We start from the raw sequence: 12,452 nt of genomic DNA, 5'->3' as shown, positions 1-12,452 counted from the left end.
CTGAACGCGTTTTCAAACTTTAAAAATTTACTAACGAGACAAGTCTCGGGGTATTTATCCTCCTAGAATAAAAAAGCCGAATCTTAAGATTCAGCTTTTTTATTTTTTATAGATCATACTTTACTCGCGAAGAGACTTACATCTTCTTCTGTAATCTCTTTACCACCAAGAATTAATAAACGTTCTACAACGTTTCTTAGCTCCCTAATGTTACCCGTCCAATCGTATTGTTTCAATTGATTAAGTGCCTCTGTAGTAAAAGTCTTTTTATTGGTTCCTTGTTCCGTAGCAATCTTTTCAGAAAAGTAATCTATTAGCAGCGGAATGTCTTCTCTTCGATCATTAAGAGATGGAACTTCGATAAGTATTACCGCTAACCTGTGATATAAATCTTCCCTGAATTTTTTTTCTTCAATCTCTTTCTTAAGATCTTTATTGGTAGCCGCCACCACACGTACATTTACTTTTATATCCTTATCACTACCAACTCTGGAAATTTTATTTTCCTGCAACGCACGAAGTACTTTGGCCTGTGCAGAAAGGCTCATATCTCCAATTTCATCCAAAAAAATGGTACCGCCGTTAGCAGCTTCAAATTTTCCCGCGCGATCTTTATTTGCTGAAGTAAAAGCTCCTTTCACATGACCAAAAAGTTCACTTTCTATTAATTCTGAAGGTATCGCCGCACAGTTCACTTCAATCATAGGACCTTTAGAACGATCACTCTTTTGGTGCAACCAATGTGCAACAAGTTCTTTTCCGGTTCCGTTTGATCCTGTAATTAATACTCGGGCTTCAGTAGGCGCAACTTTTTCAATAATATCTTTAATTCGGTTAATCTCTTCAGATTCACCAATCATTTGGAAGTTCTTGCCCACTTTCTTTTTAAGTCGGGCATTTTCCTGTACCAATTCTTTTCTATCTAATGCATTACGAACAGCATTAAGGAGTCTGTTTAAATCTGGCGGTTTAGAAATATAATCAAATGCGCCCATTCTCATGGTTTGTACCGCAGTATCTAAATCCCCATGTCCAGAAATCATTAGAAAAGGAATTTCAGGCTTTATTTTATTTGTTGCTTCTAAAACCTCTACGCCATCCATTTTAGGCATTTTAATATCACAAAGTACAAGATCAAAGTCTTCTTTTTTGATCAATTCCATTCCTATCAAACCATCTTCGGCTTCAGTAACGTTATAGTCTTTATTTTCTTCGTGTAGAATTTTAACTAGCACCCGTCTAATGGCTGCTTCATCTTCTATTAATAAAATTTTTGACATTAAAATAAGCTAAATTTAAGTCCGCTTCGTGCATAAAAAGTATTTACATCATTAATTGTATAAACATCTTCTCTATCATCATCACGTAAGCGAATATCATTCATAAGTGTATGGCCTGCATAAATATAAAAGGCTAGATGCTCTGTGATACTATATTCGTATCCTAAACCTGCCAAAACAATTGTCATCGACATACTATTGGCATGATTATCCCCTTGATCAAAAGGAGTAGCATCAAAATTATCCTGAACGTTTGCATAAAAGCCATCTAAAGTTACAAAAGCCTGCAAGACATTTTGGTCATTTAGGTTATATTTTATATTAGTTTTAGGAATTCCAAGCATGTACGACCATTGGGGTCGAAATTCTTTGTAATAATTGACTACTGGTAACGGAAATGGAAATCCTGCTGTTGTAGAATAATTTAAGCCTAAAATTAATCGAGTAGGCTTTTCGATATTTTCCCCTTTTTTAATTTTAATCAGATAAATGGCTCCTTTATAAATTAAATCATCATTGAGCAGTTTGTTTGTAGAAAAATTTGAAGCTGCCTTCGCTCCGGTTTGTATGGCTACTTTCCAGTTTTCATTCCAATTAAAAACATAGCCGAGCGTTGCGGTAAAAGATTGAAATCTATTTAGATGATAGGTTCCAAAATCGGTATTATCTTCAAACTTAAAATTTACATTTCTATATTCTAAGCCGGGTACTAAATATGTTCCTTCTTTACCTAATTCTATGGGGAAATTGGCGAATGTTCTAAACCTTCTAAAAGAATTATCTGAGCTTGATTGTGGAAAATAAGTATATTCTACTCTAGCCAAATCAGATAACTGAGCCTTTGCTGAAATTGAACCAAACACAATCAATGCTAAAAATAAAAGCTTCTTTAAAGGTTTTTTCATATCATTCTTTTTCGGTATTATTTGGATAGAACATGTGGACATCTCTTTGCGGGAACGGGATTGTAATGCCGTTTTGCCTAAAACTGTCGTCTATTTTAAACCGTAATTCACTTTTAACTTTAGGATCTGTGAAACTATCACTTAAATAAAAGTAAAGCCCGAAGAGTAAAGCTGAATCTCCAAAATCTTCGAATAGAACAAACGGTTTTGGAGTTTTTAGGATACCTTTTTGTTTTGCAACACAGTCTAACAAAAGTTGTTGCACTTTCTTAGTATCGCTACCATAGGCAACACCAACCTTTACATTCTCTCTTGTTGTTCTATGATTTTGGGTATAATTATAGACTGTATCGCTAATAAATTTATGATTGGGGATAATCATTACCTTATCGTCCCTTGTAAGTGCACGAGTGGTTCTTAATTTAATTTCGAAAACTCTGGCCACTTTATTATCGACTTCGATAATATCACCAACCAATAAAGATTTATCTAAAATGATAAAAATACCACCAATTATATCCTGAAATAATTCTTGCAATGCAAGACCAACACCAACAAATAATGCAGCTGAAGCAGTAAGTAATATCGAAATATCAATACCGGTAGAGCTCAAGGTGATTAAAATTACGATGAGATAAACCACATATTTTACAAACTTAAAGACACTTATAAACTTTAATTTATCCTCATCTAAAAGTTTCCCAGCAATGAAATTACGAATAACACGCAATAACACTGAGGTTAATACGAAAACAAAAATTACTAGAATCACCGTACCTACGGTTAATTCAAATGGTTTTTGAAGTATAGGAAAATTTAAGAAGTTTTTGATATTACCCCAAATGTCCTGCTCTAATACTTCAGAAATTTGATTTGCTGTATCGTTGTTTTGCATTTTAATATTTCAACCACTTGTAAATTTCTTTATAACTGGCTTTTTTACCATACATTAATATACCAACGCGATAAATTTTAGCTGCAAGCCATACCACTCCGGCATTGGTTATAAGCAATATAAGAATAGAAAGTGAAATTTCCCACCATGGCACGCCAAATGGGATACGCATTAACATAACAATAGGAGAAGTAAGCGGAATCATAGAAAAAATGGTACTTACCGTTCCATGCGGATTTTCAATAACCGCGAAAAAACCAACATAGATCCCCAGCATTAGCGGAATAATTACCGGAAACATAAACTGCTGCGTATCGGTTTCACTATCTACCGCAGCTCCTATCGATGCATAAATAGCACTATACAAGAAGTATCCTCCCAAAAAGTAGATAAGAAAATAAATGATTAAACTCAAGATTGGCAGATTGAGTACATCTGCTACAATTTGGTTTATTTCCGGAATATTTATTTCATTAAGGTTTGCTTGCGAAGGTTGCGCATTCATTAGATCAATCCCGAAGTATAAACCAGCAATAGTATACAAGATTCCTCCTAAAATCACCCAAATTGTAAACTGTGTAATTCCTGCTAGAGATGTTCCCAATACCTTTCCTAGCATTAGCTGAATTGGTTTTACAGAAGAAACTATAATTTCTATAATACGGTTGGTTTTCTCTTCAATCACCGAACGCATTACCATATTCCCATAAATAATAATAAACATCATTAGTAAATAACCAGCTGCACCACCAAAAAACATCCTGAGGTAATTCACCATTTTCGAAGTACGCTCTCCCGAGAAATTTTGTATTTCTACGTTCACTTTTGTTTTTGCTGAATCGATCTGACTTACATCTATACCTCTAGAAATAAGTTCATTTCGTTGCAATTTATCTGCAATTATTTTCTCGATATGCTGTACGGTTCCTAAACCTGGCGATTCTTCACCAAAAAATTCAACCTTACCGGTAAGCTCATTATGATTATCGGCGTTAGGAATATGGATAAGACCATAATATTCATTTTCACGAACAATTTTTTTAGCCTCTGTTAATTCTTTATCTGAAAAATTCAGGTATTGCAAGTTTTCATCATCCTGAAATTCCTTCAGAAACAAACCTGTTTCATCATGCAATCCTATGATACGCTGTTCGCTGCTATTCAACATACTCAAATAGGCAATCAATGCAAACATTCCCACTAAAATTACAGGACTCAAGAATGTCATTACAATAAAAGTTCTATTGCGAACTCTTGCTAAATACTCTCTTTGTATGATAAGTTTTAAACTACGCATTATGGGTCACTGTTTTGATAAAGATATCGTTTACAGAAGGTATAACTTCTACAAAATGATTTATTCTAGCTTTAGTTAACAAATATTGAATTAAATCATTAGGATTATCCATGGGATTAAGTTGAATACTAATTTTTAAATCGTCGTTTATACTTTTAAAATTCGCTTTCCCAATTTTAAACTTATCCTGTAATTCTTGCAATAGTGCTTCTTCATTATTGGTTTCCAACCCAACCTCGAAAGTATTATTTTTATATTCTTTTTTAATTTCTGAAACTTTACCGTCTAGCAATTTATTGGATTTATTAATCAAAGCCATATAATCGCAAAGCTCTTCTACACTTTCCATACGATGGGTAGAAAATAAAATTGTTGCTCCCTTTTCTTTCAGCTCCAAGATTTCACGCTTTATAATATTAGCGTTTACAGGATCAAATCCACTAAAAGGTTCATCAAAAATCAATAATTTGGGATCATGTAAAACGGTTATCACAAACTGAACTTTTTGTGCCATTCCTTTAGATAATTCCTGAATTTTTTTGTCCCACCATTCGGTAATCTCCAATTTTTCGAACCAGTATTTTAAACGCTCTTTTGCTTCAGCTTTAGAAAGTCCTTTTAGTCTCGCTAAATACATGGCTTGCTCTCCAACCTTCATAGATTTATAAAGGCCCCGCTCTTCCGGCAAATAACCGATATGCCGAATATCATCTTGATGCAAAGGTTTTCCATCTAAATATACGCTACCTTTATCTGGCATCGTTATTTGGTTAATGATTCTAATAAAAGTTGTCTTACCCGCTCCATTTGGCCCTAGCAAACCAAAAATGCTGCCTTTTGGTATAGTAATCGAAACATTATTAAGTGCAGTATAACCTCCAAACTGTTTGTAGACATTCTCTGCAACCAAGAGATTTTCCATAAATTTATTTTGAAGGTGTAAAGATATTCAAATCCTCATAGACACTTAAAAAATGCATGGAATATTTAATTTCAGCATTAAATAAAAAAACCTGCTCTGTGAAGGAGCAGGTTTTTTTATCTAAATTTTTAGAATTTTAGTAAGAACTTGAGAAATAATCTGTTGCAGTTAGCAACTGATCGATCACATGTATTATTCCATTGTTGGTTTCGATGTCACTGCCTATAATGTTAGCACCCCCGATTGATACACTATTTCCATTCATCTCTGTATTAATTTTAATGGCTTGATCGTCTGACACACTAATTACCTGGGAATCGTTAAATTGATTCTTATACACCTTTTCTGGCACAATATAATGCTTTACAAATTCGATCAATTTCGCTTTATTATCGGCACTTGTAAGTTCTGACAATTTATTCACTTTCATCTCGCCAAAAGCATCATTGGTGGGCATAAATATTGTAAACCCATCAGCATACTCCATGGAAGTATCTAAACCAGATGCTTCTAAGAAACTTAAAAATATAGAAAATTGATCGTCATTTTGTGCCAGTTCTAAAGCTGAATAATTTTCAGTATCATCTACAGAAGAGAAGAATTCTTTTTCCTGAGCGAATGTAAGAGTTGTTATAAATCCTAACAACATCGTTAAAAGTAAAGTTTTCTTTTTCATGATTTTATTTTTCAGGAAATTAAAAAACAAAAACCATTAAAAAAGAATTTTTAAAGCAGGTTTATAATAGGTTTAACGAGATTGTTAAAAAACAAAACCCACCCTCAAAAAAATTAAGGATGGGAAAAAAATTGCTATGAAAAAGAAAAATTATCACTAAAAGTCTTAGTGAGAATCAAATATATAAATTTTTTCTTAAAATCAAGGTTCTAAGAAAACATATCTTTAACTTTTTCAAAAAATGATTTATCACTTTTTTCGGGATTTGGCTGAAAGTTCTCGTCATTAGCCATCTTCTCGAAAAATTCTTTTTGTTCTTTTGTTAGCGTTTTTGGCGTCCAAACATTTACATGAACCAGTAAATCCCCTTTTCCGTAACCATTCAAATTACTTACACCTTTGCCTCTTAACCTAAGTATTTTTCCAGACTGAACTCCGGGTTCTACTTTAATTCGTACTTTACCATTAACGGTTTGAATTTCTTTGGATGCACCTAATGCAGCTTCAGAAATACTTACATAGAGATCGTAATGCAAATTATCACCTTCCCGTTGAAGGCTATCATGTGGTTTTTCTTCTATAGCTACTAAAAGATCTCCTGCAATACCATTACCTGGCGCTTCATTACCTTTTCCAGAAACTTTTAATTGCATCCCATCTTCAACACCAGCAGGTATTTTGATAGAAACCATTTCTTCCTGTACTTTTAGACCTTGTGCATCGGCATCAGCAGGCTTTTGATCAATCATTTGTCCACTACCTCCACAAGTTGTACAAGGTGAAGCAGTTTGCATTCTTCCGAGGATAGTATTGGTTACACGTGTTACCTGCCCTGTACCATTACAAGTTGAACAGGTTTTGTAGGTTGTGCCAGCTGCCTGAACTTTTCTCTTAACTTTTATCTTTTTCTCGACACCATTAGCGATTTCTTCTAAGGTTAGGGAAACACGAATTCTTAGATTGCTACCTTTGGCACGACGTTGACCACCGCCGCCAAAACCACCAAAACCAGAGAATCCGCCGCCGCCAAAGCCGCCGCCACCGAAGATATCACCAAATTGGCTGAATATGTCGTCCATATTCATACCACCTCCGCCGCCTCCGCCGAAGCCGCCGTCGAAAGCCTGATGACCAAATCGATCGTATTTTGCGCGTTTTTCTTCGTTTCCTAGAACTTCGTAAGCTTCAGCTGCCTTTTTAAATTTATTCTCAGCTTCTGTATCACCTGGATTTTTATCAGGGTGATATTTGATCGCCATCTTTCGATAAGCTTTCTTTATTTCAGCTGCAGATGCCCCTTTACTTAAACCTAATATGTCGTAATAATCTTCTTTCATGTCTAAAATTTGTTATTTTTCAAGCTGTTTCGGTTTACTTACCGGTAACAACTTTTGGATAACGAATTATGCGCTCCCCTAATTTATATCCTTGCTCTACAACATCAACGATTTTACCTTTAAGATCGTCACTAGGAGCCGGAATTTGAGTTATCGCCTCGTGAATATCAGCATCAAAAACATCTCCTTTATTGACTTCTACAGGTTCTAAACCTTTATTTTTAAGCGTTTCACTAAATTTAGTATGAATAAGCTCTACGCCTTTCAAAAGGTTTTTGTCTTCTGTCTTTTTAATTTCAATTAAAGCTCTATCAAAATCATCTAAAACTGGCAACATGGCAATCATTACTTCTTGATTGGCGGTTTTAAAAAGCTCTAATCTTTCTTTAGAAGTACGCTTTTTGAAATTTTCAAATTCAGCAAAAAGGCGTAAAAACTTGTCCTTTTCTTTTTGTACTTCTTCCTTTAATTTATCGGTTTCAGAAATTTCTTCTTCAGCATTATCGTTATCTTCAGCCTTTTCGACTTTCTCGTTCTCTACTTCTTCGATTGCTTTATCGATATTTTCCTCTACCTGATCTTTTACAGAATTTTGATCTTTATCGTTAGCTTTCTTTGTCATTGTCTTATATCAATTTTTTGATGCAATAGTATAGACAAATTTATTGCCATTCCTAGGATTGTGTCAAAATGTCACAGATATTTTTTAATATTATTTTAGTACTATTATTTTTATTTCATTGTACTTTTGCCGCTCAACCAAATTGCAAAAAACTAAATTTCTAAAAAGATGAAGAAAAACATTGTAAAAGGATTTATGGCGTTAAGCCTTATCGTAGGTCTAGGAAGTTGTAAAAATAACAACGGCCAAGAAACATCTGCTGAAGATGCTAAAGAAGCGGCAGAAGCAACTGCTGAATCTATGGAATATACAGTAGATACTACTGCATCTACAATTAGCTGGATTGGAGAAAAACCAACTGGACAACACACTGGAACTATCCAGGTATCAGAAGGTACTTTTATGGCTAATGATAGCATTATCGAAAGCGGAAACTTTACTATCGATATGACTTCTATCGAAGTTACGGATTTAGAAGGTGACGATAAGAAAAGCTTAGAAGCTCACTTAATGGGTACTGTTGAAGGTAAAGAAGGTGATTTCTTTAACGTGAACGAATATCCTGATGCTTCTTTTGAAGTAACTGGAATTTCTGAAACTGAAGGGAAAATGATGTTAGAAGGTAATCTTACAATCAAAAATGAAACTAAAAATATTTCTTTCCCAGTATCTATTAACAAAACTGATAACGGATACGAGATCTCTAGCGAAGAGTTTAAAATCGATCGTACAAACTGGAATGTAAATTACGGTTCTAAATCTGTATTTGATGGTTTAGGTGATAAATTCATTTATGATGACATCACTTTAAAGCTAGATATTAAAGCAAATAAGAAAGCTTAATTTATCTAAGTTAAGATTATAAAAAAAGGCTAGTAATTTAAATTGCTAGCCTTTTTTTATTACTATTTTTTGAATTTAGAGTAAATCATGTAAAGCGGGTTGTAAATGAAGGTATTGAAAATGGTACCCCTGCTCTTCGATTTTCTTACTACTTACTAATTGGCTGGAAAGTAAAAGCGTTGCCATTTCACCAAAATAAGTTTTTAGCACAAAACCGGGTACACTAGGCAACCAAAGTGGTTTATTTAATTGTTTAGCCACCTCTTTAGTCATTTCTTTATTAGTCACTGGATTTGGTGCTACACCATTAAATGTTCCAGTAAGTCCGTTTTCTAGAACATACATAAAAATATTTGTTAGATCACTTATATGAATCCAGGATTGCCATTGTTTTCCATTACCTAAAGGAGCGCCTATATTAAAATTCACAGGTTCTTTAAGCCTTTCTAGCATTCCGCCATTTTTCGCCATTACAAGCCCAATTCTTATCTTAGAAACTTTTAAGCCCAAATCTTTAAAGTTGTTCACAGCGCTTTCCCATTTAACCACAACTTTACCTACAAAAGAGTCGTCTACTCCATCTTCGTCCTCAAAATAAAGTTTCTGTAAAGAACTTGGATAAACTCCAATAGCGCTGGCAGATACTATTTGCTTGATTTGATGCTCGTTTTTAGAAAGCGTGTCGAACAAAAGATTGGTGCTTTCTACCCGACTATCTAAAATTTTACGCTTGTTTTCATCTGTCCATCGTTGTGCTATACTGGCGCCAACCAAATTTATGATAGCATCTACATTTTCAATCGCTCGCTTATCTATTTCACCTTTTTCAGGATTCCACAAAAATCCACGATAATGATCTTTATGCTCAATTTTATCTTTGCTTGTCGTAAGATAATTTACATCAATGCCTTTCTCATGACATAAAGATGAAATTTTAGACCCGATAAGACCAGTCGCCCCAGTTATTAATACTCGCATTTTTTTCTTTTGAAGGTAGTGCTTATCAATTAATTTTAAAATTGATTTAGCGAGGTTTAACAGCTAATGATCTCAATTTTTAACGGCTCTTAACATTTCCCTTTTTCCTGGAGGACCAGGCAAACGCTCTACCTGAAATCCTACGGCCTGCATAGCTCTACGCACACTACCTTTAGCAGCATAAGTAACCAAAACACCATTAGTTTTTAAGGCCAAAAACATTTTCTCAAAAATAACATCGGTCCATAACTCTGGCTGCACTCTAGCGCCAAAAGCATCAAAATAGATAAGATCATAAGATTCTTTATCTTTGATTTCCTGAAATGTTTTTTCCTGTTTTCTTAAACTGAAATTTGATTCTATCTCACTAAATTCTTCCCAGTTTATTTGATGCATTTTATCGAAAATACGTTCAGCTTTTTCAAAATTTGGTAAAACTGATGCATAGTCTAAAACCGCCAATTCTTCAGGTTTTACCGGATATGCTTCAACTCCCGTATACTGCACTTTAAGATTAGTGCTATATAAATTAGTAAGTAGCGCGTTTAAACCCGTGCCAAAGCCTATCTCCAAAATAGAAATTTCAGATTTTTTATTTTCGGCAACCCAAAAATCCAAGCCCATTTTAATAAAAACGTGCATTGCCTCCTGCAAAGCTCCGTGTTTAGAATGGTATTGCTCATTCCATTCTGGGATATGGATTGTAGAAGAACCATCGCCGGTTTTTATGATCTTTCGCTCCAAAAAATTAGTTTTTTAAAAGAACACCGTTTGCCATAAAAGCAAATTCGTGCTTAGGTTCTTTAATTGCTTCAATCTCTTCTTCAGTTTTCCCCGCATCTTTTGCATAATGCTTTTGATCTTCAACAGAGACTTCCTGAATAAATGCTACCCCTTCAACTACAGCTTCTTTGCCTTCTATATCTTTTGGTACAAAAAATCCATAATCTTTAAATTTTACACTCACAACTTCATCCCCGGGAATTTCTAAATTCATCCAACAACCCTTCTTTTTGCAAACCGCGTTTACTGTAGATCGAAAGCTTGTAGCAATCGTATCGCCGGGTTTCAGCTTTTTGTAATCGGCAGCAATAGCTTCTGCATCCAAAGCATCTTCCGCAGAAATTTCTTCTCCATAACTTGCGTATGCAACATCTTTAGTTTTTTCGTTTTCTGAAACTTCGACGCTGTTTGTATCTTCAACTTTATTTTCTTCTGAATTTTTGCAAGCTAATATCGAACAGAAAATCAGTGCTGAATAGATTATTTTTTTCATTGGTAAAATGGATTATTAAGCAATTAATAGCATCAAAATTACCAAAACTTTAGATTTTAAATTTGTTTTTATTTAGGTAAATTTGAAGTTCTTAAATAAAACACAATGGAAAACATCGCAACGAAAGTAAAAATCACAAAAACATCTACTTCTAAATTATCTGAAACAGATTTTAGCAATCTTACATTTGGTAAAGTATTTACCGATCACATGATGGTTTGCGATTATAAAGATGGTTCCTGGCAAACTCCTGAAATAGTCCCTTATGGACCTTTATCCATGGATCCATCTGCAAAGGTTTTTCACTATGGCCAAGCTGTTTTTGAAGGTATGAAAGCCTATAAAGACAATGATGATCAAATTTGGCTTTTTAGACCAGAGCAAAACTTTGAACGAATTAATAAATCTAGTAATCGTCTTGCAATTCCTGAATTTCCTAAAGGTCATTTTTTTAATGGTCTGGAAGAATTATTAAAATTGGATAAAGAATGGATCCAAAAAGGATTTGGAAATTCGATGTATTTACGTCCTTTTGTAATCGCAACCGAAGCTGGAGTTTCTGCATCTCCCGCAAATGAATACAAATTTATGATCCTATGTTCTCCCGCTCAGGCTTATTATAGCGGAGAAGTACGAGTTAAAATTTCTGAAGATTACAGCCGTGCTGCCGATGGTGGTGTTGGTTTCGCTAAAGCAGCAGGTAATTACGGAGCTCAATTTTTCCCTACAGATATTGCGAATAAAGAAGGATACCAGCAGATTATCTGGACCGATGCAAATACCCATGAATACCTGGAAGAAGCAGGAACAATGAATGTTTTCTTTAGAATAGGAGATAAATTAGTAACTGCACCTACCAGCGATAGAATTCTAGACGGTATAACCCGTAAAAGTATTATCGATCTTGCAAAAGATGCTAATATAGAAGTTGACATTAGAAGAATCAAGGTTTCTGAAATTATAGAAGCTGCTAAATCTGGAGAGCTTAAAGAGATTTTTGGATCTGGAACTGCAACGGTTGTTACTCCTATTTTAGGATTTGGTTATAAAGGTGAGAAATATGAGTTACCTAGCATAGAAGATTCTTACGCGAAATCTTTTAAAGATCGCTTATTAAAAATACAATACAATCAGGCTGAAGATAAATTTGGATGGAGACATGCTGTTAAGTAAACCTGATTTTAAGTTTTCTATTAAATGCGCTGAAATTCAGCGCATTTTTATTTTAAATATCATTCCAGGCTTTAACATAGACTAAATATTTCGATTAGAAAAAATTACATAAGTTTGTCGCGATATGGAAAAAGGAATATGAGTTGAGATACGCTTTTATATTAATATTATTCTGCTGCTTTTCGGTATCTGCCCAAAACGACAGTTTAAGTCGTTTTCCCGTTCGCGATTCTACCCAATTAGCAAAA

At 34.4% G+C, this 12,452-nt stretch carries 13 protein-coding genes; 2 read left to right on the top strand and 11 right to left on the bottom strand.

What is annotated here, in order from left to right; all coding sequences use genetic code 11:
- Positions 1 to 113: 113 nt before the first annotated feature.
- From PBT91_RS04975 to PBT91_RS04940, 8 genes are all read right to left on the bottom strand, one after another.
- Positions 114 to 1,280 (bottom strand): sigma-54-dependent transcriptional regulator, encoded by a 1,167-nt coding sequence (locus PBT91_RS04975; protein WP_270060682.1) that lies wholly within the window; start codon positions 1,278 to 1,280, stop codon positions 114 to 116.
- On the bottom strand, positions 1,280 to 2,185 hold the full coding sequence (locus PBT91_RS04970; protein ID WP_270060681.1) for a DUF6268 family outer membrane beta-barrel protein: 906 nt from the start codon (positions 2,183 to 2,185) through the stop codon (positions 1,280 to 1,282). Before PBT91_RS04970 ends, PBT91_RS04975 begins: the two co-directional genes overlap by 1 nt.
- Position 2,186: 1 nt before the next feature.
- The gene (locus PBT91_RS04965) at positions 2,187 to 3,080 is read right to left on the bottom strand and encodes a mechanosensitive ion channel family protein (RefSeq protein WP_270060680.1); all 894 of its coding nucleotides are present in this window, start codon (positions 3,078 to 3,080) and stop codon (positions 2,187 to 2,189) included.
- A 1-nt stretch (position 3,081) separates the two neighbouring features.
- Positions 3,082 to 4,377 carry an ABC transporter permease gene (locus PBT91_RS04960; protein ID WP_270060679.1) on the bottom strand — a complete coding sequence of 432 codons (1,296 nt, stop codon included), beginning with the start codon at positions 4,375 to 4,377 and terminating at the stop codon, positions 3,082 to 3,084.
- A complete protein-coding gene (locus PBT91_RS04955) occupies positions 4,370 to 5,299 on the bottom strand; it encodes an ABC transporter ATP-binding protein (RefSeq protein ID WP_270060678.1) in 930 nt (309 codons plus the stop codon). Before PBT91_RS04955 ends, PBT91_RS04960 begins: the two co-directional genes overlap by 8 nt.
- Positions 5,300 to 5,435: 136 nt before the next feature.
- On the bottom strand, positions 5,436 to 5,975 hold the full coding sequence (locus tag PBT91_RS04950; protein WP_270060677.1) for a fasciclin domain-containing protein: 540 nt from the start codon (positions 5,973 to 5,975) through the stop codon (positions 5,436 to 5,438).
- A gap of 209 nt (positions 5,976 to 6,184) precedes the next feature.
- Entirely contained in the window at positions 6,185 to 7,312 is a 1,128-nt protein-coding gene (gene dnaJ, locus PBT91_RS04945; RefSeq protein ID WP_270060676.1) for a molecular chaperone DnaJ, read from the bottom strand.
- A 34-nt stretch (positions 7,313 to 7,346) separates the two neighbouring features.
- A complete protein-coding gene (locus PBT91_RS04940; RefSeq protein ID WP_270060675.1) occupies positions 7,347 to 7,934 on the bottom strand; it encodes a nucleotide exchange factor GrpE in 588 nt (195 codons plus the stop codon).
- A gap of 168 nt (positions 7,935 to 8,102) precedes the next feature.
- Between PBT91_RS04940 and PBT91_RS04935 the strand changes: the two genes are divergently transcribed.
- Positions 8,103 to 8,777 carry a YceI family protein gene (locus PBT91_RS04935; protein ID WP_270060674.1) on the top strand — a complete coding sequence of 225 codons (675 nt, stop codon included), beginning with the start codon at positions 8,103 to 8,105 and terminating at the stop codon, positions 8,775 to 8,777.
- A 75-nt stretch (positions 8,778 to 8,852) separates the two neighbouring features.
- Here the strand turns inward: PBT91_RS04935 and PBT91_RS04930 are convergent, their stop codons facing one another.
- From PBT91_RS04930 to PBT91_RS04920, 3 genes are all read right to left on the bottom strand, one after another.
- Complete coding sequence (locus tag PBT91_RS04930; RefSeq protein ID WP_270060673.1) at positions 8,853 to 9,755, bottom strand: TIGR01777 family oxidoreductase; 903 nt, start codon at positions 9,753 to 9,755, stop codon at positions 8,853 to 8,855.
- A gap of 72 nt (positions 9,756 to 9,827) precedes the next feature.
- The gene (gene mnmD / locus PBT91_RS04925) at positions 9,828 to 10,499 is read right to left on the bottom strand and encodes a tRNA (5-methylaminomethyl-2-thiouridine)(34)-methyltransferase MnmD (protein ID WP_270060672.1); all 672 of its coding nucleotides are present in this window, start codon (positions 10,497 to 10,499) and stop codon (positions 9,828 to 9,830) included.
- A 4-nt stretch (positions 10,500 to 10,503) separates the two neighbouring features.
- Positions 10,504 to 11,031, bottom strand: a complete 528-nt coding sequence (locus tag PBT91_RS04920) for a DUF4920 domain-containing protein (RefSeq protein ID WP_270060671.1) — start codon at positions 11,029 to 11,031, stop codon at positions 10,504 to 10,506.
- A 105-nt stretch (positions 11,032 to 11,136) separates the two neighbouring features.
- Between PBT91_RS04920 and PBT91_RS04915 the strand changes: the two genes are divergently transcribed.
- Positions 11,137 to 12,204: a branched-chain amino acid aminotransferase gene (locus PBT91_RS04915; RefSeq protein ID WP_270060670.1), complete on the top strand. Its 1,068-nt coding sequence runs from the start codon at positions 11,137 to 11,139 to the stop codon at positions 12,202 to 12,204.
- Positions 12,205 to 12,452 lie beyond the last annotated feature (248 nt).

Origin of the sequence: Zunongwangia sp. HGR-M22, assembly GCF_027594425.1 — a bacterium.
Classification (GTDB): domain Bacteria; phylum Bacteroidota; class Bacteroidia; order Flavobacteriales; family Flavobacteriaceae; genus Zunongwangia.
This window is presented reverse-complemented; position numbering and strand designations above follow the sequence as displayed.

Excerpts from the sequence above, each read along its gene's own strand:
- PBT91_RS04970 (WP_270060681.1), bottom strand. The coding sequence starts at position 2,185 with ATGAAAAAACCTTTAAAGAAGCTTTTATTTTTAGCATTGATTGTGTTT.
- PBT91_RS04975 (WP_270060682.1), bottom strand. The coding sequence starts at position 1,280 with ATGTCAAAAATTTTATTAATAGAAGATGAAGCAGCCATTAGACGGGTG.
- PBT91_RS04965 (WP_270060680.1), bottom strand. The coding sequence starts at position 3,080 with ATGCAAAACAACGATACAGCAAATCAAATTTCTGAAGTATTAGAGCAG.
- PBT91_RS04920 (WP_270060671.1), bottom strand. The coding sequence starts at position 11,031 with ATGAAAAAAATAATCTATTCAGCACTGATTTTCTGTTCGATATTAGCT.
- PBT91_RS04955 (WP_270060678.1), bottom strand. The coding sequence starts at position 5,299 with ATGGAAAATCTCTTGGTTGCAGAGAATGTCTACAAACAGTTTGGAGGT.
- PBT91_RS04935 (WP_270060674.1), top strand. The coding sequence starts at position 8,103 with ATGAAGAAAAACATTGTAAAAGGATTTATGGCGTTAAGCCTTATCGTA.
- PBT91_RS04915 (WP_270060670.1), top strand. The coding sequence starts at position 11,137 with ATGGAAAACATCGCAACGAAAGTAAAAATCACAAAAACATCTACTTCT.
- PBT91_RS04960 (WP_270060679.1), bottom strand. The coding sequence starts at position 4,377 with ATGCGTAGTTTAAAACTTATCATACAAAGAGAGTATTTAGCAAGAGTT.
- PBT91_RS04950 (WP_270060677.1), bottom strand. The coding sequence starts at position 5,975 with ATGAAAAAGAAAACTTTACTTTTAACGATGTTGTTAGGATTTATAACA.
- PBT91_RS04930 (WP_270060673.1), bottom strand. The coding sequence starts at position 9,755 with ATGCGAGTATTAATAACTGGGGCGACTGGTCTTATCGGGTCTAAAATT.
- PBT91_RS04940 (WP_270060675.1), bottom strand. The coding sequence starts at position 7,934 with ATGACAAAGAAAGCTAACGATAAAGATCAAAATTCTGTAAAAGATCAG.
- dnaJ (WP_270060676.1), bottom strand. The coding sequence starts at position 7,312 with ATGAAAGAAGATTATTACGACATATTAGGTTTAAGTAAAGGGGCATCT.